General features: G+C 66.5%; 21 protein-coding genes. 12 read left to right on the top strand and 9 right to left on the bottom strand.

All coding sequences use genetic code 11. From position 1 onward, the window contains the following. Positions 1–389 precede the first annotated feature (389 nt). Positions 390–1469: an aminopeptidase gene (locus tag LZC94_12980; protein WXB18162.1), complete on the top strand. Its 1080-nt coding sequence runs from the start codon at positions 390–392 to the stop codon at positions 1467–1469. Here LZC94_12980 and LZC94_12975 read toward each other — a convergent pair. Both LZC94_12975 and LZC94_12970 read right to left on the bottom strand, forming a co-directional pair. Continuing rightward, entirely contained in the window at positions 1459–2277 is an 819-nt protein-coding gene (locus LZC94_12975) for a ferredoxin--NADP reductase (GenBank protein WXB18161.1), read from the bottom strand. The two genes, LZC94_12980 and LZC94_12975, sit on opposite strands and share 11 nt — an antisense overlap. Positions 2278–2561: 284 nt before the next feature. Next, entirely contained in the window at positions 2562–3320 is a 759-nt protein-coding gene (locus LZC94_12970; protein ID WXB18160.1) for a hypothetical protein, read from the bottom strand. 299 nt (positions 3321–3619) lie between these two features. On the opposite strand from LZC94_12970, the gene LZC94_12965 reads away from it, so the two are divergent. Further along, positions 3620–4963 (top strand): dicarboxylate/amino acid:cation symporter, encoded by a 1344-nt coding sequence (locus tag LZC94_12965; GenBank protein WXB18159.1) that lies wholly within the window; start codon positions 3620–3622, stop codon positions 4961–4963. Between the two features lie 13 nt (positions 4964–4976). Here the strand turns inward: LZC94_12965 and LZC94_12960 are convergent, their stop codons facing one another. Next, on the bottom strand, positions 4977–6659 hold the full coding sequence (locus LZC94_12960) for a phospholipid carrier-dependent glycosyltransferase (GenBank protein WXB18158.1): 1683 nt from the start codon (positions 6657–6659) through the stop codon (positions 4977–4979). A gap of 228 nt (positions 6660–6887) precedes the next feature. On the opposite strand from LZC94_12960, the gene LZC94_12955 reads away from it, so the two are divergent. The 6 genes from LZC94_12955 to LZC94_12930 all read left to right on the top strand — a co-directional run bounded on the left by LZC94_12955 (position 6888) and on the right by LZC94_12930 (position 12079). Next, positions 6888–8858, top strand: a complete 1971-nt coding sequence (locus LZC94_12955; GenBank protein WXB18157.1) for a DUF885 domain-containing protein — start codon at positions 6888–6890, stop codon at positions 8856–8858. Positions 8859–9007: 149 nt separating this feature from the next. Next, positions 9008–9937, top strand: a complete 930-nt coding sequence (locus LZC94_12950; GenBank protein ID WXB18156.1) for a hypothetical protein — start codon at positions 9008–9010, stop codon at positions 9935–9937. A gap of 6 nt (positions 9938–9943) precedes the next feature. Beyond that, positions 9944–10531 (top strand): hypothetical protein, encoded by a 588-nt coding sequence (locus tag LZC94_12945; protein ID WXB18155.1) that lies wholly within the window; start codon positions 9944–9946, stop codon positions 10529–10531. A gap of 123 nt (positions 10532–10654) precedes the next feature. Further along, the gene (locus tag LZC94_12940) at positions 10655–11026 is read left to right on the top strand and encodes a metalloregulator ArsR/SmtB family transcription factor (GenBank protein WXB18154.1); all 372 of its coding nucleotides are present in this window, start codon (positions 10655–10657) and stop codon (positions 11024–11026) included. Beyond that, on the top strand, positions 11001–11507 hold the full coding sequence (locus LZC94_12935) for an SRPBCC family protein (GenBank protein WXB18153.1): 507 nt from the start codon (positions 11001–11003) through the stop codon (positions 11505–11507). Before LZC94_12940 ends, LZC94_12935 begins: the two co-directional genes overlap by 26 nt. Beyond that, positions 11504–12079 carry a dihydrofolate reductase family protein gene (locus tag LZC94_12930; protein WXB18152.1) on the top strand — a complete coding sequence of 192 codons (576 nt, stop codon included), beginning with the start codon at positions 11504–11506 and terminating at the stop codon, positions 12077–12079. Before LZC94_12935 ends, LZC94_12930 begins: the two co-directional genes overlap by 4 nt. A 26-nt stretch (positions 12080–12105) precedes the next feature. Here LZC94_12930 and LZC94_12925 read toward each other — a convergent pair whose 3' ends face one another. From LZC94_12925 to LZC94_12910, 4 genes are all read right to left on the bottom strand, one after another. Then, positions 12106–12684: an HD domain-containing protein gene (locus tag LZC94_12925; GenBank protein ID WXB18151.1), complete on the bottom strand. Its 579-nt coding sequence runs from the start codon at positions 12682–12684 to the stop codon at positions 12106–12108. 25 nt (positions 12685–12709) lie between these two features. Next, entirely contained in the window at positions 12710–13168 is a 459-nt protein-coding gene (locus LZC94_12920; protein ID WXB18150.1) for a DMT family transporter, read from the bottom strand. A 3-nt stretch (positions 13169–13171) separates the two neighbouring features. Beyond that, positions 13172–13636 carry a DMT family transporter gene (locus tag LZC94_12915; protein WXB18149.1) on the bottom strand — a complete coding sequence of 155 codons (465 nt, stop codon included), beginning with the start codon at positions 13634–13636 and terminating at the stop codon, positions 13172–13174. A gap of 80 nt (positions 13637–13716) precedes the next feature. Further along, positions 13717–14424 (bottom strand): ferritin-like domain-containing protein, encoded by a 708-nt coding sequence (locus LZC94_12910; protein ID WXB18148.1) that lies wholly within the window; start codon positions 14422–14424, stop codon positions 13717–13719. A 79-nt stretch (positions 14425–14503) separates the two neighbouring features. Here LZC94_12910 and LZC94_12905 point away from each other — a divergent pair, with 79 nt between their 5' ends. Both LZC94_12905 and LZC94_12900 read left to right on the top strand, forming a co-directional pair. Further along, on the top strand, positions 14504–15160 hold the full coding sequence (locus LZC94_12905) for a TetR/AcrR family transcriptional regulator (GenBank protein WXB18147.1): 657 nt from the start codon (positions 14504–14506) through the stop codon (positions 15158–15160). A 103-nt stretch (positions 15161–15263) separates the two neighbouring features. Further along, complete coding sequence (locus LZC94_12900) at positions 15264–16604, top strand: PQQ-dependent sugar dehydrogenase (protein ID WXB18146.1); 1341 nt, start codon at positions 15264–15266, stop codon at positions 16602–16604. A 40-nt stretch (positions 16605–16644) separates the two neighbouring features. Here the strand turns inward: LZC94_12900 and LZC94_12895 are convergent, their stop codons facing one another. Continuing rightward, positions 16645–17124: a hypothetical protein gene (locus LZC94_12895; GenBank protein ID WXB18145.1), complete on the bottom strand. Its 480-nt coding sequence runs from the start codon at positions 17122–17124 to the stop codon at positions 16645–16647. A 189-nt stretch (positions 17125–17313) separates the two neighbouring features. Then, complete coding sequence (locus LZC94_12890; protein WXB18144.1) at positions 17314–17919, bottom strand: hypothetical protein; 606 nt, start codon at positions 17917–17919, stop codon at positions 17314–17316. 102 nt (positions 17920–18021) lie between these two features. On the opposite strand from LZC94_12890, the gene LZC94_12885 reads away from it, so the two are divergent. Then, positions 18022–18945: a LysR substrate-binding domain-containing protein gene (locus LZC94_12885; protein WXB18143.1), complete on the top strand. Its 924-nt coding sequence runs from the start codon at positions 18022–18024 to the stop codon at positions 18943–18945. A gap of 83 nt (positions 18946–19028) precedes the next feature. Next, the gene (locus LZC94_12880; GenBank protein ID WXB18142.1) at positions 19029–20600 is read left to right on the top strand and encodes a CehA/McbA family metallohydrolase; all 1572 of its coding nucleotides are present in this window, start codon (positions 19029–19031) and stop codon (positions 20598–20600) included. Positions 20601–20604: the final 4 nt, after the last annotated feature.

Here is a 20604-nt window from a genome sequence, read left to right as displayed (position 1 = left end):
AGCTCGGATCACGAACGCCAAAAGCCCCGCTGACCCTCCAGAGCTCATAGGCGAGGGGTGGGCCCGCGCTCGATGCACGGGCCCCTCCTTGGAGCCGGCGGGGCTTTAGGGACACGCTACTGACCTCGGGGGCCGCGCACGTCGCCGGCCCCACGATGCACGCAAGCAAGGCGCCTTTCCCCTTACCCGCGCCGGGCCCGTGTCGCCGCACAGCGGGAGGTCACACCGTGGATGCCTGCCGTTCGGCACTTGCCGGCGGCCGGGCGAGCGACGTAAAACCGACCATTGACGTGAGCGCCCATCGAACCCCCAATCCGACTTTTGCCATACGTGAAGTCGGAAGCACTCGATTCGCACACCGTGCGAAAAACCTGGGGGTGCTCGGGCTCTTGCTTTTCCTTGTTTTCCAAACCTCGTGCACCAAGCTCGCATACGTACGGCAAGCCGCCGTCGGACAATACGATCTCCAGGTGCGGGCGCGAGACATCGGGGAGCTGGTTCGTGAACAGCGCGTCGATGCGCGTACGCGCCGGCTGCTCTCCCACGTCGCTCCGATAAAGCAGTTCGGCGAGCGCCATGGCTTGGCAGCCACCAAGAATTACAGGAAGTACGTGCGGGTCGACCGCGATGCCGTGGTATGGGTCACGAGCGCGGCCGACCCGCTCCATTTTCGCTCCCGATCGTGGACATTTCCGGTCGTGGGCAGCTTCACCTACCTCGGCTGGTTCGCGAAGAAAGACGCCCAGCGCTTCGCCCGCGAGATCCGCAGCCAGGGGTGGGACGTGGACGTGAGGGGCTCGCAAGCCTACTCCACCACCGGCTACTTCGAGGACTCGGTGCTCTCCACCATGATCCACCGGGGCGACGACGCGCTGGGCGCGCTCACCAACGTCATCCTGCACGAGATGACGCACGCCACCTTCTTCGTGCACCATCAATCGACGCTCAACGAGAGCGTGGCCAACTTCGTCGGCAACGGGCTCGCGGCCCTCTACCTCGACGAGACGGTGGGCCACGACTCCAAAGAGACCACGGCCTACTTGGTCTCGGAGGAGCAGCTGCGAAGGCGCGGCCAATCGATGCGCGAAGCGTACCGGGCGCTCGAGGCGCTGTATGCCTCGCCGAAGCCCGACGAAGAGAAGCTGGCCGAAAAGGCCGAGCTCCTGGCGCGCCTGCGGGCGACCACCGGCTTCAAGCGGCCCATCAACAACGCGACATTGATTCAATACAAGACGTACAACTCGGGCCAGGAGGAGCTGGGCGCGCTGCTCGCGTCGTGCGGGGGCTCGTTTCCGCGATTGATTCGCGCGCTCAAGACGCTCGAGACCGCGCCGTGGCCCAAGAAACAAGAGAAGGACATCGGGCGCATGATCCTGCCCCTCGTGCAGTCGAACGCCTGCAGCGAGGAGCGTGGATCCGCGTCGGCCGATACGTGGGATACGCCCGATTCGGCGACGTCTACTTGGTGACGAAGGCCTTCTCGAGCAGGTAGGTGCCGCGCTCGCCGCTGGAGCCCTCGGTGAAGCCGCGCTCCTCGAGGAGCTTTTGGCAATCGGCGTTCATGGCCTCGCTGCCGCACAGCATGACCCGGTCGCGCACGGGGTCGAGCGCCGGGAGGCCCAGGTCGCGGAAGATGCGGCCGTTCGTGATGAGGGTCGTGATGCGATCGTTCACGGGGAACGGCTCGCGGGTGACGGCCGGATAATAAATCAGCTTGTCGCCGATGAGCTCACCGAGGAGCTCGTTCTTCGGCAGGGCCAGGATCTCGTCCCGGTACGCCAGCTCGGCCACCGTGCGCACGGTGTGGCTCACCACGATGCGATCGAAGCGCTCGTAGACGTCGGGCGTGCGCAAGATGCTCATGAAGGGCGCGAGGCCGGTGCCGGTGGCCAGGAGCCAGAGCGTCCCGCCCTGTTCGAGATTGCCAATCACCAAGGTGCCGACGGGCCGCTTGCCGATGACCACCGGATCGCCCGGCGCGATGTGCTGGAGCCGGCTCGTGAGAGGGCCGTTCTCCACCTTGATCGACAGAAACTCGAGCGACTCCTCCCAGGGCGCGTTCACCAAGGAGTACGCGCGCACCAGGGGCTTTCCATTCGCCATCAGGCCAATCATGGTGAATTGGCCCGCTTCGAATCGAAATGCCGCGTTTCGCGTGCACCGAAAGCTGAATAACGAATCCGTCCAATGGTGTACGGATTCGACGTGCTCCAAGTAGTAATTCGGGGGGACGCTATCGACGGGGGAGGTGGAAGTAGTGGGAGTGGAGACTTGCATGTCGGTGGTGGAAGCGGATCCGCGATTCGTGGTTGGAGGAGCGAACCCAGGGCTCCCAGCGTGACACAATTGAAAACGAAAGTCAAAATCGCTTTCAGTTCTTCCGCTTCAGCAGGACCTTAGTGCCGAATGCGTCAGAGTGGGATTATTTCTTGTCGTTGTGCGTCGTAGCCGCAGCTCCTCCGCGCCCCTCTGCCCGTACACGTTCGTCTCTGGGGCGCCCGAAGCGCAATCTTCGAGAGATCGGGCACGGGAAACGTGTACGGGAAAGACGGGGCGGGTGTCTAAAAGACTCGGAAATTGTCCCAGAGGCTCTCACCGCCGAGGCCGTCGTTGGCGGGATCTTGGATGGTGAGCTTGTCGGCTGCGGTGGCCTCGTTTGGAAGGTTCATGCAAGCGGTCGGTGCGTCATTGAAGAGGACGTCGTAGGAGTGCGTAGAGAATCGTAAGCGGAGGGTTACGCGAACCCACGTGTTGCTCGGCAGCGGGCCGCAGTCGACATTGCCGCGGGGCGTGTTCGCCAGCAGATCGCCGCGCATGGCGCCGGGGACACCGGCCGTGAAGATGCCATCGGTGCGAAATAGGCGAATCTGGCCCTTTCGGTAGCCGCCAAGGCTGAATTGCTGAGAGGAGCCCTCCTCCGCCCAAATGTCGTACGTGACGGTGAGGTCCCGGGTGGTGTTGGGAAACGCGCGCGAGCCCACCACGAACCCCGAGCCCTTGTCGCCATGGAGCCGGAGAAGGTGCCCCGATGCACCGTTGTCCACGGTGAGCGAGCTCGGTGCACCGCCCGCGAGCGTCCACTCCGAGCCGAGCGCCCCGACGGGCGCGCCTTCGAACGTCTCCGCAAAGATGTCGGACGTGCTCGCGCGCGCGAAGCTCGCCGAGGTGACATCGCCGCGCGCTCCGGCGTTTTGTTCGAGCGACATCGAGCCGCCCTCGGGATCGGCGGCGCCGCAACCCGCGGTCAGGGCGCTGCTCGTCAAAAGAGGAAATAGAAGGACCAGCGGAAGGAGAATCCGCGATCGCGATCGAGACGTCATGGTCAGTCTCCCTTCGGGATTGGGTTTCGAGCGTCGGTGGGCCTTCGAGCTTTTGGGCGCGGGCTTCGAGCTCCAGGCTTCGACTCCGGGCTCGAGCCCTCGGCCCGGACGAGCGGGCACGTCGTAAGACCCGCGCCTGGCCTCGGCAATGGCTCGGCTTCGCTCCTCGAACCTTCGGACGCCGACCGCCGGCCACGCAGGCGGCGCGCATTCGACGCGGAGCCTTCGCAAGGGGCTTCCAATCTGCGCTGGGTTCCCCAATGTTCGGATGTTAATCTCGAACGTTCCGGAGTGTGTCCATGCCTACGACCGCCGATGCGTCCACGTCCGTGCGAAGCTCCCGTGCCCCCAGGGTCCCATTCTGGATCCAGATCTTGCTCGGTTTCGTCTTGGGTGCCTTGCTCGGCTGGATCGGCAAGACCGCCGAGATCCCATGGCTGGTAACGGCCCTGGAGAAGATCGGCTCGGTGTTCGTGCAGCTGCTCAAGCTGGCGGTCGCGCCGCTGGTGTTTTTTGCGATCCTCGTGTCCATCACCAACCTGCGCCAGGTCAAGAACGCGGCGCGCTTGGCCACCCGCACCCTGCTCTGGTTCATGATGACCTCGCTGATCGCGGTGGTCATCGGCCTGGCGATTGGATGGCTCACCAACCCCGGCGCGGGCACGGGCCTCACCCCGGCCGACGGCAAGCAGCCCTCGCACACCGGATCCTGGCTCGACTTTTTGACCGGCATCATCCCCACGGACATCGTCACGCCGTTCACCAAGCTCAACGTGCTTCAAATCGTGTTCATGGCGGCCGTGACCGGCGCGGCCGCGCTGAAGTTGGGGGACAAGGCGGAGCCGGTGCTCGCGGTGAGTCGCTCGGTGCTGCAGCTTTTGCAAAAGGCGCTCTGGTGGGTGATCCGCCTGGCGCCCATCGGCACCATGGGGCTCATTGGCAAGGCCATCGCCACCTACGGCTGGAACCTGATCGGCAAGTACGCGACCTTCACGGCGGATATCTATGTGGGGTGCGCGCTGGTGATGTTCGGCGTCTACCCGCTGCTGCTTTGGACGGTGGCCAAGGTCCACCCGCTCCCCTTCTTCAAAGGTGCCTGGCCCGCCATTCAATTGGCCTTCGTCTCACGCTCCTCGGTGGGCACCATGCCCGTCACGCAGAAGGTCACCGAGCAGCTCGGGGTGCCCAAGGAGTATGCGTCCTTTGCGGTGCCGTTCGGCGCGACCACCAAGATGGACGGGTGCGCCTCGATTTACCCCGCGCTCGCCGCCATCTTCGTGGCGCAGATCTTCGATGTGCCGCTGGGGATCAAGGAGTACGTGCTCATCGTGTTCGTGTCGGTCATCGGCTCCGCCGCCACCGCCGGGCTCACGGGCGCCACGGTGATGCTGACCCTGACCCTGTCGACCTTGCACCTGCCGCTGGCGGGCGTGGGTCTGCTCATGGCCATCGACCCCATCGCCGATATGATGCGCACCGCCACCAATGTGGCCGGTCAGGTGGTGGTGCCCATCCTGGTGGCCGCCAAGGAGAAGATCCTCGACCGCGAGGCGTACGCGCGCGCCGGCATGGTTCAACTCGACGGTGACCTCGCGCACGACGCAGCCCCGAAGGGCACCGCCCAAGCGCCCGCGGCGGGCTGACCTTCGGGGCCCTTCAGGGCTCGGTGCCCGGCGGACAGGCACCCTCGTCGGTGCGCCGTGCGTACAAGGTGGACGCCAGCACGGTTTTTCCGCGGCAGTAGTGCTCGTGAAGGTAGGCGCCCAACGTCTCGTAGTGGTCCATCGAGCGGTTATCCATCGACGAGGGAACGTCCAGGATCACGCGCGGCTTGGTGGTCTCCAGATCGGCCAGGAGCTGCGCGCGCGAGCCGGGGACCGCGCGCGCATCGTCCTCCGCCTTGGTGGCGCGGAACCAAGGGACGAAGCCCGACGGGTATGTGGTCATGAGGTAGCGCGTGGCCGGGCGCCGCCCGCAGCCGACATAGAAAACGGGCGCGAAGCCCCAGACGAAGATCCGCTCGCCGCGCCGCGCGTAGGGATCCATCTCGGCGCACATCTGGCGGAGCTGCGCGTCGGTCCAATACCGATCGTCGAGCCAGAGGCGATCGGCGCGCTGATCGGCTCGATAGCGCGCGAGGAGCTGGCTCGAACCAAGGAGGAAGAGCGCCGCGCCGGGCACGAGGACGAGCACCTGGGCGAGCACCCGCACCCCACCGCGAGGCGACTCACCGAGGTGCGCCGTCACCACCTCGCCCAGGAGCAAGCCGCACCAGGGCACGACCACGATCGCGTAGTGGGGAAAGCCGCGCAGGGTCGCGTTGCAGACCAGAATGCCGATGACGGCCATGACGCTGGCGCACAGCACGAAGCCGTGCTCGTCGTAGGCGCGTATCGAAGCGCGAACGCGATCGCGAACCCGATCGCGAAGAGAGCGCGGCTCGGGCGTCGCCAATGGCGCGGCGGTCAAGAGCCGGGTGAACCCCGAGGCGGCCAAGGTGAGCCCCGCGCCGATCGCTAGAATGTTGTGGACGAGCCACTGACGGTACACCTCGGCGCGGTAGCCGGGGTAATCGAGCGGCGCCATGTAGATGTCGCGCGTGTACACGATGAGCCAATAGTGGAGCGCGCCGAGCTCGGACGCCGCCGCATACCGCACCAGCAGCGCGGCGATGGGGATCACCGCACCCGCCGCATAGGCACCGACCGCCACCCGCCGAGCCCGAGGCGGGGCCCCTTCGCGCCATGCCGCCGCGAGGACCCATAGCCCGAACGGGAGGTGCCCCACGAGCCCGAAGTGCTTGCTCAGCGCGGCGCACGATGTCAGCGCGCCGGCCGCGAAGAGCCACCCCGGCGAAGGCACGTGGCGCTCGCGCCGCAGCGCCACCACCAGGCAGCAAAACGCCGCGAGCAAGAAGGCGTTCAGCAAATGCTCGCCGCTGAGGCCCAGCGCATCGTAGGCCTCCATGGAAATGAAGTACACGCACGCCCCCGCGAGGGCGGCCACCGCGGCGGTCAGCGGGCGGCGCGCGAGCCAGGCGGCGAGGGACGTGGCGGTGAGCGAGCCGCCGATGGCGAGAACGCTCATCGCGCGCACGGGCATCCAGGTGAGCGGATCGAACAGGTGCCCCATCCAGGCGACGCCGTAATAGAGGAGCGGACCGCGCTGGCTGACCGCATCGACGTACGGCAGCATGCGCCCTTCCAACATGCGAAGCGCAAATGCCGCGATGTAGCCCTCGTCCCGCGCATGCACCAGCACCGGCTGCGAAAAGAGCCACGCGTGAAAGCGAAGCACCTGCAGGGCCACGAGCGCCATGGCACACAGGGGCACGATCATGTCCAGCCACGGTGCCGTACCGCGACACGAAAGTCGGTGCCGGAACCAAGAAAGAGAAGGGCGAGAAGAACGCGTTCGCATATCCCGATATGGGGGAGGACATAGCATGGGACATCCGCTGAGCGCGCCAGATCGAGCGCATGGGAAGGCGCCGATCGCGCCATCGCTCACCGCGCGATCGATCCTTTGCGGATGGCCTTTCGAGGGGGACCGGCTAAGTACGATAGGATGAAATCCTTTTCGCATGTGCTTGCGGCTGCGCTCCTATGCGCAGCTTGCTCTTCGTCCGACAAAACCGACACGCCGCCGCCCTCGACCGATACCCAATTCGGGAAGATCGAGCAGGACTACGTCGTTTATTTTCTGTCGCGCAACCCCGTCGTCGCCACCTACTTGGGCGGCAGCGCGCTCGACTCGAGCTTGGCCAAAATCGATGGCCGGCTCCGCGATCATTCGGCCGCGGCGATCGCCGAGGAGGACGGGAAGCTCGCGGAGTTCAAGAGGCAAATCCAAGCGCTCCCGCGCGAGAAGCTCAGCCCCGCGCGCCAGACGGATCGCGACGTGGCGCTGGCTCAAATCGAGTTTCAATTGCATTTGCACCAAGTGCGCAAATACCAACAGCGCGCGCTGGACAGCTACCTCGACGAGCCCTTTCGCGGCGTCGATTGGCAACTTCAAGGGATGAGCGAGGCCGGCGGTGGCAAATATGGAACCGAGGCCGAGTGGCAGCGGATCATCGAGCGCCTCGACGCCGTGGGCCCGTACCTGGGGGCCGCCCGCGAGCAGCTCCGCGCCGGCGTGGCGAACGGCAACACGCCCGACTGGCGCATGCTGCGCCGAAACGGGATCAACACGGCCAAGGCCGACGCCGACTACTTCGACAAAGAGCTCCCGAAGATCGCCGACGAGCGGCTCGGCGGGCCGCAGCGCGAGGCGCTCCTCGACGGCGTACGCAAGGCGTCGGCCTCGGCCAGCGCCGCCTACCGCGCCTTGCACCAGTTCATCGCCGAGACCTTCTTCGACGACGCGACCAAGCCCGAGGTCGATCGGAGCGGTCTGAAGCCCGCGTTCCGGGACGACCACTTTGCGATGGGTGAAGCGGAGTACAACTGGGCGCTCCAGAACAACCTGCGCCTCACGAAGACGGCCGCGCAGCTGTACGACGAGTCCTGGGCCGTCGTTCAGGCCACCCAAGAGGAGATGATCGCGGTGGCCCGCACCATCGGCCAAGAGCGCGGTCTCACGCTCCCCGCCGATGGCATGGCCGCCGTGCGCGCCGTCTTCGACGAGCTCTCGAAGAACGCGCCCAAGAGCGACGACGAGATGATCGGGTGGTACCGCGACGCCGGCGAGCGGCTGGTCAAGTACGCGCGCGACACCGGCCTCTTCGACATGCCGGCCGAGTACAAGCTGGAGGTCACCATCACCCCTCCCCCGCTCCAGGGCTCCATCAGCGGCGCGGCGTACTACCCGGCGCCGCCCTTCAAGGACTCGGGCGTGGGCCGCTTCTACGTGACCCCGACCAACAACGATCCCGCGTCCTTGGCGGAGAACAATCGCTCGTCGCTCGCCTACTTGGCCGCCCACGAGGGGTTCCCCGGGCACGATTGGCACTACAAGATCATGACGCAGTACCGCGATCAGATCACCCGCGTGCGCTGGCTCACCCCCGGCGCGGTGGAGGACTCGTCGTCGATGTGGGAGGACTCGGCGGCCGCCGAGGGCTGGGGCCTCTACGCCGAGGCGCTGATGGCGGAGCCGCAATCGAGCGCGCCCAAGGGCTTCTACAAATCCGATGAGCGCTTGTACCAGCTGCAAGGCAAGCTGCTCCGCGATGTTCGCGTTCGCGTCGACACCGGCATCCACATCGGGCGCCTCACCTTCGATGAAGCCGTCGACGTCTTCTCGCAGGCCGTGCATTTCCTGCCGGGCGCTTGCAAAGGCGCGACGGATGCGGCCAAGGTTCAGAGCTGCGCGGTCTCCGTGAGCAACATGTTCCGCTACTCGAAGTGGCCCACCCAAGCCATTACCTACCGGCTCGGCAAGGAGGCCATCCTCGAGCTGCGCTCCGACGCCGAAAAGAAGCTGGGCACGAAGTTCTCGGCCAAGGCCTTCCATATCCAGTTCATGAAGCAGGGCACCATCCCGCCGGGCTATTTCCGCGAGCAGCTCCTGGCGAACCTGGAAGCGGGCAAGTAGCGGGCGACGTACCCGGGTGTGATCGCACGGTCCTCCTCGGCGGCAACGAGGTTTCACGCCGCCGCGCGAGGACGCGCGTTCCGTCTTGCGTCGAAGCGAGCCGTGCTGCGCCCACGAATCGGCTCGCTTCGTGCTGTTGGCACCATCCCATGCGGAATCGACCTCGAAACACAGCTTGGCGCGCCTCGTCCTGGCGGACCTATGGGACGCTCGTCGCCGCGGCTGTGGCGTCGATCGCCACGTCGCCTCCGAGCTGGGTGATGGACGCCAAGCTCCCGGCGGAGACCTCGTCGCCGCCGCCGGGAATGGCCTACCGCTACCTGGCGGAGGCGAGTGAACGGGTCGCGATCGACGTGGAGCGGCCCACGTCGGCGCGCATCGGGGATTGGCGGCAGGTGCCTCCCCATCCAACGCGGGTCGAGCTTTCGCTGTTTCCGGGCGAGCGCCTGACCCGCGTCTTCACCAGTGGGAGCGAATGCGGCGGAGGGTGCGGCGGGGACTGCGATCCCCCGGATGGCGCCTTCGTTCGCGTGAGCGAGCCCACCCCTTGGCCCGCGTGGTCGCTGCGCCACGAGCACGAGGTCACCATCGGGCACTACGGAAGCCGATTGCGCACCATCGACGTCGGTTTTCGTATGCAGGTCGCGCGCTGGGTCCCTCCCACGGAGCTGGTCCCCGGCGGGCCGCCCGCCTTGCGCTTCGAGGCCTTTCCCGTCGCTGCGCGTGGTGGCCGCGCGGCGCGTGTGTCCGTCCGGCTCGAGTCGGGGACGGACTACCTCCTCTCGGCGCGCGACGAGGGTGGTGACGATTCAGGCGCAGACGTCGATTCAGGCGCGGGGGTCGATGCCGGTGGAGGCGCGGACGCGGGCACGGATGCGGGCGCCCTCGGCGATGCAGGCGCGGATGCCGGGACCGACGCAGGCGCAACGAACGACGGCGATCGCCTCGGGCGGAGCACGCGCTGGCGCATCGTCGCCACCCTCGAGGGGCTCTGCGAGCGCGAGCACGAGCCGTGTGCAGCCCCGAAGCTTCCGCTCGCGATCACGTCCATCATCTACGCCCTCGAGGGCAACCCCTAGGCGCGCATGCCGTCCCCGCCCCCGAGCGCCGAGTTGCATGCCACACAGCCCGCTGCGCCGCAGCCCACCGCGCCGCTGCGTGCCACACCACCGCACGCGACGCCGCCGCACGCCACGCCGCTGCACGCGACGCCGCTGCACGCGACGCTCCTCGCCCATCCGTGGATCGTGGGGTCCATCGCGCTCCTTTGGATCAACGACCATGTGCTGAAGGTGCATTGGCCCTCGGCGCTCACCGGCAAGCTCTCGGACGCGGCCGGGCTGGTCTTCTTTCCGGTGGTGCTCCTGGCGCTCCTCTCGCTTGCCGCCAGGGCCGCGCGCCGCCCGCCCGCCGCCATCGGCTTTCGATCCTTGCTCCTCTGCGCCCTCGTGACGGGCGCCGTGTTCGCATGGGTCAAGCTCGATCCCGCGGGCACCGCGTGGTACCGCCACGCGCTGGGCGCGCTTCAGTGGCCACTTCGAGCCGCCCTGCGCCTCGGACACGGCCAAGGGCTGCCCGCACTGCGCCGCGTAGTCGCCGTCACCGATCCCACCGACGTCTGGACCCTGCCGTTCGTGATGATCGCCCCCTGGCTCGCCCGCCGCGCACGGTAGCTCGCGCCGTCGCGAGCGGGCCGCGCGCAGTCCATTGCTGCGCCACCCGCCATCTTCACGAACGGGCTTGACGAAGCCCCGCCTCGCATATAGATACGTGTCTATATAGACAAGGGGCTATACATGGTACCCGCGACCTCGGAGCTGGATCGTGTCTTCGCCGCCCTCGCCGATCCGACGCGGCGCGCGATTCTGGCGCGCCTCGCCACCGGCGAGGCCACGGTGAACGAATTGGTGGCTCCCTTCGAGCTCAGCCAACCCACCATTTCGAAGCATTTGAAGGTGCTCGAGCGCGCCGGCCTCGTCTCACGCGGTCGCGACGCGCAGTTTCGGCCCGTGCGCTTGAACGCGGCGCCGCTCGAAGGGGCTGCGCGCTGGATCGGTGATTACCGCCGGTGCTGGGAAGAGAGCCTCGACCAGCTCGCGGTGTACGTCAAGGAACTGCAACAACAACAAAAGGAGAAAACCCATGAGAGCAAACGAAAACGAAAATGAGCCCGCAGCCGCCCGCGAGGTCGTCATCACGCGCGTGTTCGACGCCCCCGCCCGCCTGCTCTTCGAGGCCTACAGCAAGCCGGAGCACGTCAAACGATGGTTCGGCCCCAAAGGCTGGCCCATCACCTTGTGCGAGATCGATTTTCGAGTAGGCGGCCGTTTTCGCTTTGGCATGACGGGGCCCGACGGCAACCCCGAGACACCGTTCGGAGGTGAGTATTTGGAGATCGTTCCGAATCGAAAGATCGTTTACGACAATGCGTTCGAGCTCCCGGGCGCCGAGAAGATGATCGTCACCGTCACCTACACGGAAAAGGACGGAGGGACGATCCTGACCATCCATACGCTGTTTGCGTCGGTGGCCATGAAGAACGAGCACGTGGGCGGCGGCTACGTCCAAGGCACGAACGAGATCCTCGACCAGCTCGCCGAGCTCCTCCCCAGCCTGCGCGCGGGCGCGTCCGCCGAAGGTGCATCGTGAGAAAGCTGGTCGTCGCCACCTTGCTCACCTTGGACGGCGTGATGGAGGCGCCCGGCGGTGAGCCCGGCCATCCGCACACCGGTTGGGCGCACCCATTCATGGGCACCGACGAAGTCGCCCATAAGTGCGCCGAGGCGCTCGAGGCCGGATCCTTGCTCCTCGGCCGCATCACGTACGAGTCCTTCGCCGAAGGCTGGTCGGCGCGCTCGGGTGTATTTGCCGACAAGATGAACGCGATGCCCAAGCACGTGGTCTCCACCACCTTGGAGAACCCGGAGTGGAGCCCGACCACCGTCATCCGAGGCAATGTCGCTTCCGCGGTGACCCGGTTGAAATCGGAAGACGGCGGCCCCATTTTGGTCGCCGGCAGCCGCACCCTGGTGCACACGCTCATGGAGCACGATCTCGTCGACGAGTACCGCCTGACGATCTTCCCGGTCTTCGTGGGATCCGGCCGGCGCTTGTTCCCCGACGCGCTGCGCGCGAAGAAGGCCACGCTGCGGCTGGCGAGCACCTTGGCGTTCACCTCCGGCGTGGTGGTGAACACCTATCGACCCAGCCGCGAGGGCTGACGGGCGCGCGGGCCGTCTCGCGACGGTCACGCGCCGAAGAGGCCCTTTTGCCGCGCCTCTTCCAGCTTGGGCTCGAGATAGGCCCATAAGGCGGGGCAGCCCGCTTGAATGGGAGGCTGGATGCGGCGCACCACGCGCTCGTAACTGATCCCGTTTTCGCGCCAGCTCTGGCCGTGGTTGGCCAGGTTGAGCAAGACGGGCATCGCGCGATCGGCCGCGTGGGCAAAGCGCGCTTCGGGCGTTTCGCCGCGCTCGAACTCTTGCCAGAGGGCCAAGAAGCGGGCGCCTTGCGCCTCGGGGAGCAGGCCGAAGATGCGCGTGACCGCGCGAAGCTCGGCGGCCTTGCGCTCCTCCCAGCCGCCCTCGGCGTACACGATGGTGTCACCCGTATCGATCTCCCCGATGTCGTGGACGAGCAGCATCGCGATCACGCGGGGCATGTCCACCGGCGCTTCGGCATAGGGCTCGAGCGACGCGGCCAAGAGCGCAATTTGCCAGCTATGCTCGGCCGAGTTCTCCGGACGAGTCAGGCCGAGCGGGCGGGTTTTGCGGGTGACGCCTTTGAGCTTGTCCAGCTCCAGGACGAAATCGACGATGGCTTGCATGGCGATGGACCTCCATCACGATACGTCATTTGGAGGGCGGCGCGCTCGATCGCTTGGCCAGATAAACGCCCAAGAGGATCAGCGCGACCCCGGCGAGCTGGGCCAAGGTGGACAAGCCCGCGCCGCCCTTTGCATCGATCAACACGCCCGTGATCATCTGCCCGCTGATCACCAAGAGCACGGTCTTGATGGCCCCGATCCTCGGTAGGACATAGCTGTTCACGGCCACGAAGAGCGCGCCAAACAACCCGCCGAGGTAGGTAAAACCGGGTGCGCCGGAGACGGCCCACGAACCGCCCGAAGCCCCCTCGAACACGGGACCGCCCATGGCGAAGAGGATGATCGTCAGGAACGCAAAGCCGATGGCGTGGTTCCAAAACGAAGCTTTGAACGGACCGAGCTCGATGCTCAGTTGACCGTTCAGGGCGCGGCTGGTGCCGATGATCACGCCATTGAGAATGGCAAGGAAGGCATATCCCATCATCGATCAGGACCGGAAGAAGATCAAAAGTGCGCTGCCCGCGAGGATGGAGACCACCACATAGAAATCCGTGAGGACGAGCTTTCGTTTCGCGATCCCAAAGAGCCCGAAGCGGTCGCAGACGATCCCGAAGAGCACTTGGCCCACCAGCATGAGCGCCAGGGTGCCGGAGAGCGCCAGACGGCTGTTCACCGCGATCGCCGCCAGCACCACCGTCAAGGCCCCCGGCACACCCCCCAAGTAGGCCCACGGAGGTCCCTTGGTGCGCGCGGCCCCGTCCTTCGCCCGGCGAAAGAATTGCGACCCTAAAAGGACCAGCGCGAGCGCGGCCACCGAGCCAATGCCGTGCGCGATCCACGAGGCGAGCACGGGGGTGCTGTGCTTGGCCATGAGGCTGTTGAAATCAATCATCACCGCAAGCAGCGCACCCCCCGCGAGCGCGAGGAGCCAGTCGGTCGAGCGTCCCATCATTGGCATTGGCCCTTGTCGCCCGAGGTTATAGACCCGAAGCTCTCCAGAGCAACGGGCCGAAGCCTCGAACCGACGTGGACCTACGCGTGGGCGCGGACCAAACCTCCCCTCACCTGCCCGAGCGACGCGACGGCGCCCCAGAAAATCCGCTCGAGGCCGCGGCTGCCGTCGAGCCCCCGGCGCGTGGCAAAGGAGAGCAGCGCGCGGCCGTTCTCGACGACGGCCCGCGCCTCGGCCGCCCGGTACCGGTCGAGCACCCGGTTCAACGTGGCCTCGTCCGGCGCGTAACGGCGGCTGATGGCCTTTGCGTACTTGACGTGGCGCTCCTCGTCGCGCGTGATGCCGTCGATGATCCGGGCGCTCTCGGGATCGAACGGCCGCATCGCCTGGGCGATGCGCGGGAATTGCTTCACGCCGCGCTCTTCGATGACTTGCAAGAGCAAATACGCCTCCATCACCCCGAGCCGCCCGTCCACGAACGCGGTGGTGAGCCCGCCAGCGTGACGATCGATGCCGGCCACCACGTCGAGCTCCGGCGGCACCGGCTCCGGCTCGATCCCGAGGCGCTCGAGGCAGCCCCTCAGCAACGCGGCGTGGCGCGTCTCATCGTCGCGGTGCACGCGCACCATCTTGTTGAGCGCCGGATCGTCCACGCGCGCGAGCAAGGTGTCGAACACCCCCGCCTCGTCGGCCTCCTCGGCGCGGGCCATGAAATGAAGCATGAACGCGCGCCCTCGCGGCGAGCGCATCAAGCACGGAAGGTAGAGCGATCCCAGGGAGTCGAACATGGCGAGGTTCCTCCTGTTACAATCCTGTAAACGGCAGATACTTACAATCTTGTAGGTAGCGCTACTTACAACCTTGTCAATGACCAAGCGAAAGACCGCCGAAATGCCGCGACACCGCCGAAGCGCCGACGAGGCGCGTCAACGAATCCTCGACGCCGCCGAGCGGCGCTTGCGCGAGACGGGACCGGGGAGCATTCGCCTGCAGGAGGTCGCGTCCGATGTCGGCATTTCCCACCCCGCCGTCCTGCATCACTTCGGCAGCCGCGAGGGCCTGGTGCGCGCGGTGGTCGAGCGCGCTCTCGAGCGGCTGCAGGCGGATCTGGTAGCCGATCTCGCGGCGGCGGCCGAGGGGCGACCGCTCGATGGCGCGGCGCTGTTCGAGCGCGTGTTCGAGACGTTCGAGGAGCGCGGGCACGGGCGGCTGGTCGCGTGGTTGCTGCTGTCGGGCTACGATCCGTTCGACTCCGACCTCGCGCGCGAAGGGTGGGCGAAGATCGCGGAGACCACGCACGCGCTCCGCGTTCGGAGGCGCGCGGGCGGCGAGAAGCCGAGCTACAAGGACACCCGCTTCACCATCGTGCTCTCGGCGCTGGCGCTCTTCGGCGAGGCCATCGCAGGGGACTCGACCTTCGGCATGGCCGGCTTCGAGGCCAACGCGCGGACGGGGCGAACCTTTCGCAAATGGTTCGCGACGTTGCTCGCGCGCCATCTCGACGGCGAAGACGAACCGCGTTGAGTTTGCGCAACATGGAAACGTGTGCTGAATAACGCCAGCAGCTTTCATGAATTAGCCGAAGCGTATCGACCGGCGTGGCACATCCAACCAAGGGAGAAAGCCAATGCGATGGTTTGTCTTTTCCGCAGCAACGGGACTTCTGGCGCTCTTCGGGTGCAGCACCTCTTCGGACTCGGGTTCTTCTGGTTTTTCAGGCGAGGACGTAGCGCTCACATCGAGCGACGGAACGCAGGGCCCGCGAGGCAACTGCGTCGGAACGACACCCTATGATGCGTGGGTCGCCGATCCCAACCTCTGCGTCTATGTCTTTGCGACCAATCTGGGGCGCGCACGGCAATTCGCCTTTGCGCCCAATGGCGATCTGTTCGTGAACAACCGCGACAAGGTCACGGTTTTATGGGATGCCGATCGCAATGGTGCGAGCGACACCAACGAACGAGCCACCTTCGCGACGGCGGCGGGGCTCAACCACGGTCTCGTCTTCGGGCCCGATGGCGACTTCGTGTACGCATCGAGCGATACCACCATCTACCGATGGACCTACGAGCGCGGCGACCGCGCGGCCAAGGGCCCGGCGGAGATCGTGGTGAAGAACATGCCCGCGGCGGGCCGTCACAACTCGCGCACCCTCGTCTTCGACTCCGAGGGCCGTCTCTATGTGAACGTGGGCTCCGCCACCAACACCGACGCCACCCCGGAGCTCTGGGCCACGCGATCCCAAGTTCGCCGGTTCGATCTTCCGGAGAACATCCCTGCGGGCGGGATCGACTATGCGAAGGGCGACATCGTCGCCTCGGGGATGCGCAACGAGGTGGGGCTCTTCATCGACCGCCGCAATCGGCTCTGGGGCGTCGAAAATGAGCGCGACGAGCTGATCGACGATCGCTTTGGCGGCGATATCCACACCGACAATCCGGGCGAGGAGATCAACGTGGTCGCCACCGGCGACGACGAGCGCGCGCGCACCAAGTTTCATGGATATCCGTTCTGTTACAGCGAATACAAACTGACGGGCGGCGCAGGGTTGGGGACGCAGTGGTCCGATCGAACCTTGGCCCCCGAGATCCGAAAGACCGACGCGTGGTGCCGCGATCCGCGGGAGGTGCGCCCGCCCAAGTTCGTGATGCAAGCGCACTGGGCGCCGCTCGGCATCGTCCAGTACACGGAACGGTCGCTGCCGTACCGCGACGATTTCATCATCGCCGTGCATGGCTCGTGGAACCGTCTGCCGGCGGTGGGGAAGCTGCTCGCCGTAGCGCGCTACCGGAACGGAGACATCGTGTCGGTGGAGCCCATCGTGGGCGCCAAAAATGCATCCGGCGGCCTCGAACAAGGCGCGGCGGGGGCACCGCGCCCGGTCGATGTTCGACAGGGGCGCGATGGCGCACTGTATTATTCGGATGACGCGGGAGGGCGCATCTTCAAGGTCGGCTACCGCCGGTAGCGCGCGGGATTCGCCGCGCGCGTCATTCGTGCATCACGCATCACACCTCGGAGGGTTCCCCGGCGACGTAACCGGGGAACTTTCCGCTGGTGAAGCGAGGCGGGATCCCGGTGCCCCGAAGGGCGGAGAGCTCGGAGCGAAGCGCGAAGATGCGCTGCGCAAGGTGGTCGTGGGTCGACGCCGGAAGGTTCAAATGCTCGAACGCGGCGCGGAGCTGGTCGGGCGAAAAGACGCCGAGGTTGGGCCGGAACCAGCGCACGGCGGTGGCGATCCCCCGCCCGATGCGCGAGCGGGTGACGATGGCAATCGGACAGTGGAAGGCCGGCTCGCGGGATACGCGCATGCGATTGCGCTGCATCAACGTGGGCCCGCCCCCGTCGCTGTAAACCAGCATGCAGGTGGTGGCGCCGGTCCGCGAGCGTTCGATGTACCCGGGCAGATCGCGCTCCCATTCGAGGTCGGAGGGGCAATCGACGCTGTGCACCAAAACGCAAACCTGTCCCACGTACTCGTACGCCATGGTGGGTTGAATCGGCGTGGAAACGCTGCGCGGGGCCCAAAGGCGACGCGAAGGCGACATAAGCATGGAGGGTGCTCCCAATGTCCACATTGAGGACGAGGCTGCCCTGAGTCAAGAGCCAGAAATTTCCGCGTCTCGGCGACTCTGCCTTTGTCGTCTTTGGCACCACTCCGCGTTTTTCGGAGCAACTTACGCCGTTCGAGCCAGCTCCGGCAGCTCCTGCAACGCGGGCAAGGCGGGCGCCGCGGGCGGCGCATCCAACGCGGACGACTCGGGCACGAGCAAGCGCTCGACCTCCCGCCAGCCGGTGGCGCGCCGATATCCGGTGAGATGGGCATTGTGCGGCGCCGTAAAGAGTATTCCGCGTCCATCGAGGTGTGCCAGGTTGCGCGGCATATCGTCGATCAAGGTATCGACCGAGACGATGCTCTTATCGCCGCAAAACACGATTCGGCTCGGGGGGATGAACGGGAAGTGGCGCGCCAGCCATCGAAACTTGGGGCCGAACGAGCCAGGGAACTCCATGGCCGCGGTGACGATGAAGATCTCGTTCGCGTCGGCGAGCTTCCGCAGCACCTCCTGACTGTGATCCATGACCGGGAGGTCCGCGAAGATATCGCCCTGTTGCATCATGGTGACCAGGTGCTCCACCTGCGCGGGGGGGAGCCACTCCAGAAGATCGAGCCCCGTCATGTTCTCGGGGGTGAGCGCATGACCGTATTCGCGATTGAGCCAATCGAGCTGCACGCCGAACGTATCGGCGAGCACGTCGTCCATGTCGACTGCGATTCGCATGAAACCAATTCTCTCCTCTCGTCGCTGCCTGCTCATGGGGATAGCCCGCGGGCCGGTCATCTGTCCAATGCAACGATTTGGCGATGGTGATAAGTATGGGTTATGAACTTCGATCGACTGCGCTCCTTCGTCGTCTTGGCCGAGCGCCTTCACTTCGGGGCGGCGGCGCGGCTCTTGAACCTCAGTCAACCGGCGTTGAGCAACCAGATCCGGCTCCTGGAGGAGGAGCTCGGCGCGCCGCTGTTCGATCGGGGCAGGCACGGCGCCGCGCTCACCGAGGTGGGAAAGATCTTCTTGGAGGAGGCGCGCGGGCTGATTTTGCACGCCGACCGGGTCCTCGAGATCGGCCGGCGCGCGGGGCGCGGCGAGACCGGCCGCTTGTCCATCGGCTTCGGGTTCTCCACCCTCACCTTGGTGCCGCGCCTCCTCGCCAAGTTTCGCAAGCGCCGGCCGGAGGTGCGGATCGATCTCCGCGAGATGGCGACGCACTCGCAGCTCGACGCCCTGCGGGAGGGGCGCATCCACGTGGGGTTCGTCCGCGTGCCGGCGGGCAAGGAGTTCCGGCAGCTCTTGGTCCTCGAAGATCGGCTGATGCTCGTGGTCCCGAAGAGCCAGCGCAAGGAGCAGCGGCGCATCGACCTCGGCGACTTCCGCGGCTCGCCCTTCATCTTGCCGCAGAGGAGCCTCTCGGTGAGCTACCACGACCACATTCTTCGCATGTGCAGCCATCATGGCTTTCACCCCCGGGTCATCCAAGAATCGCACGAGAGCAGCACCATCCCGGCCTTGGTGGCCGCCGGCTTGGGGGTGGCCCTGGTCGCCGAATCCCAACTTCGAACGCGCATCGAGGGCATCGTGGTCCATGCGCTCGACGACGAAATGGCGCGCTGGAAGGTGGGCGCGGCCTGGCGAAAGAGCGAAGGAAGTCCGCTGACCTCCGAATTTTTGGACATTCTGCGAGATGAGTTGGCTTCCCTGGGCCGCGATCCGCGCGCGAAGCAGGGCGCCGCCGCAACATATCGGTGACGCGCGCGAGGATCCGATCCCGGCCGCGCGCCGTCGGGTATCCTCGCGTCCTCGTTGTTCTTGGAGTTGGAGAGGAGATGACCATGAATGGACGCTCACGGGCCACGGGACCGCTCGTCGCCGTCGCTTCGTTGGGGATGGTTGCGGCGATCTTGGTGACGACCGATCGCGCGGCGGCGTCTCCCGATTCGGGCGATTCGGCCTTTTCGAACGATTCGAGCTCATCGAACCCATCGAACCAGGGCGTGGTGCCCGAGGAGGTTCGGGTGGAGACGGGCCGCTTCGAGCCGGGCGCGCCGGATTGGGCCTATGTGCCGGTCGACGTCCCGGCGGGGGTGCGTGAAATCGCAGTTCGCTATACGTACGATAAGCCGGCCCCGCCGCCCGGCGCGGCGGGCAATGCGCTCGACATCGGCATCTTCGATGCGGATGGCCACGATCTCGACGACGCGGCCGGCTTCCGCGGCTGGTCGGGCGGCGCGCGCGACAGCTTTACGATCAGCCGCGGCAGCGCCACCCCCGGCTATTTGCCGGGCCCCATTCGCCCCGGGCGCTGGCACGTCATTTTGGGCCCTTACACCGTGGCCCCGCAAGGCATGAACTGGCGCGTGGAGATCACGTTGCGCTTCGGCGATCCGGGGCCGGCGTTCGTTCCTCGCTACAGCCCCTCGCGCGTCCCCGGCCGCGGCTTCGGCTGGTACCGCGGCGATCTGCATTTGCACACCGTGCACTCCGACGGCAAGCGGCTCCCCGCGGAGGTGGCGGCCGGCGCGCGGGAGCGCAAGCTCGACTTCTTCGTCTCCACCGAGCACAACACCACCAGCGCCAACGCCGTTTGGGGCGATGTCGCGGGCTCGGATCTCCTCATCGTGAGCGGTGAAGAGGTGACCACGCGCAACGGCCACCTCGTGGCCGCCGGGATCGGGCCCAATCAATGGATCGATTGGCGCTACCGCGCCGAGGACGCGCAGCTCGCGCGGTTCGTGGGCAAAATCCACCGGGGCGGCGGGCTCGCCATCGCGGCGCACCCGTACTGTCCGTTCGTGGGCTGCGACTGGAAGTTCGGATATGCCGACGTGGACGCGATCGAACTCTGGAATGGCCCTTGGACGGGCGACGACGCCCTGGCCGTCGCGCTCTGGGACGGGATGCTGCGCGACTACGTGCAGCGCAAAGGCCCGCGCCGCTGGATGCCCGCGGTCGGCAGCAGCGATGCGCACCGCGAGCCGCAGATCATCGGGCTCCCGCAGACGGTGGTGCAGGCCCGCAGCCTGAGCCGCCAAGGCATCCTCGACGGGGTCGGGGCCGGAACGAGCTGGCTCGCCGAGTCGGCCGACGTCGCGCTCGAGATGAGCGCCCGCGCCGGGATCTTCGAGGCCGGCATCGGCGAGCGCCTGCTGGCCTTCCCGCATACGAACATCGGTGTCGAGGTGAAGGTGGCGGGGGTCCCCGGCACCACCGTTCGCCTGATCACCGATCGCGGCGAGGTCCACGCGGTCCCCGTCCCTGCCTCCGGCACCGCCTCGTTCACGTGGCGCACGGTCGCGCGCGAAGCGGCCTATGTGCGCGCGGAGGTGCGGCGGCCGGTCCCGACCGAGAGCACCCCCGATACGCTCGTTGCGCTCTCCAACCCGATCTTCCTCGGGTGGAGATGACGCG

The sequence above is a fragment of the Sorangiineae bacterium MSr11954 genome (assembly GCA_037157815.1).
Lineage (GTDB): Bacteria > Myxococcota_A > Polyangia > Polyangiales > Polyangiaceae > Pendulispora > Pendulispora albinea.
This window is presented reverse-complemented; position numbering and strand designations above follow the sequence as displayed.

Excerpts from the sequence above, each read along its gene's own strand:
- LZC94_12880 (WXB18142.1), top strand. The coding sequence starts at position 19,029 with ATGAATGGACGCTCACGGGCCACGGGACCGCTCGTCGCCGTCGCTTCG.
- LZC94_12900 (WXB18146.1), top strand. The coding sequence starts at position 15,264 with ATGCGATGGTTTGTCTTTTCCGCAGCAACGGGACTTCTGGCGCTCTTC.
- LZC94_12890 (WXB18144.1), bottom strand. The coding sequence starts at position 17,919 with ATGCGAATCGCAGTCGACATGGACGACGTGCTCGCCGATACGTTCGGC.
- LZC94_12925 (WXB18151.1), bottom strand. The coding sequence starts at position 12,684 with ATGCAAGCCATCGTCGATTTCGTCCTGGAGCTGGACAAGCTCAAAGGC.
- LZC94_12965 (WXB18159.1), top strand. The coding sequence starts at position 3,620 with ATGCCTACGACCGCCGATGCGTCCACGTCCGTGCGAAGCTCCCGTGCC.
- LZC94_12935 (WXB18153.1), top strand. The coding sequence starts at position 11,001 with ATGAGAGCAAACGAAAACGAAAATGAGCCCGCAGCCGCCCGCGAGGTC.
- LZC94_12920 (WXB18150.1), bottom strand. The coding sequence starts at position 13,168 with ATGATGGGATATGCCTTCCTTGCCATTCTCAATGGCGTGATCATCGGC.
- LZC94_12905 (WXB18147.1), top strand. The coding sequence starts at position 14,504 with ATGACCAAGCGAAAGACCGCCGAAATGCCGCGACACCGCCGAAGCGCC.
- LZC94_12885 (WXB18143.1), top strand. The coding sequence starts at position 18,022 with ATGAACTTCGATCGACTGCGCTCCTTCGTCGTCTTGGCCGAGCGCCTT.
- LZC94_12940 (WXB18154.1), top strand. The coding sequence starts at position 10,655 with ATGGTACCCGCGACCTCGGAGCTGGATCGTGTCTTCGCCGCCCTCGCC.
- LZC94_12970 (WXB18160.1), bottom strand. The coding sequence starts at position 3,320 with ATGACGTCTCGATCGCGATCGCGGATTCTCCTTCCGCTGGTCCTTCTA.
- LZC94_12960 (WXB18158.1), bottom strand. The coding sequence starts at position 6,659 with ATGATCGTGCCCCTGTGTGCCATGGCGCTCGTGGCCCTGCAGGTGCTT.
- LZC94_12895 (WXB18145.1), bottom strand. The coding sequence starts at position 17,124 with ATGGCGTACGAGTACGTGGGACAGGTTTGCGTTTTGGTGCACAGCGTC.
- LZC94_12975 (WXB18161.1), bottom strand. The coding sequence starts at position 2,277 with ATGCAAGTCTCCACTCCCACTACTTCCACCTCCCCCGTCGATAGCGTC.
- LZC94_12945 (WXB18155.1), top strand. The coding sequence starts at position 9,944 with ATGCCGTCCCCGCCCCCGAGCGCCGAGTTGCATGCCACACAGCCCGCT.
- LZC94_12910 (WXB18148.1), bottom strand. The coding sequence starts at position 14,424 with ATGTTCGACTCCCTGGGATCGCTCTACCTTCCGTGCTTGATGCGCTCG.
- LZC94_12955 (WXB18157.1), top strand. The coding sequence starts at position 6,888 with ATGAAATCCTTTTCGCATGTGCTTGCGGCTGCGCTCCTATGCGCAGCT.
- LZC94_12915 (WXB18149.1), bottom strand. The coding sequence starts at position 13,636 with ATGATGGGACGCTCGACCGACTGGCTCCTCGCGCTCGCGGGGGGTGCG.
- LZC94_12950 (WXB18156.1), top strand. The coding sequence starts at position 9,008 with ATGCGGAATCGACCTCGAAACACAGCTTGGCGCGCCTCGTCCTGGCGG.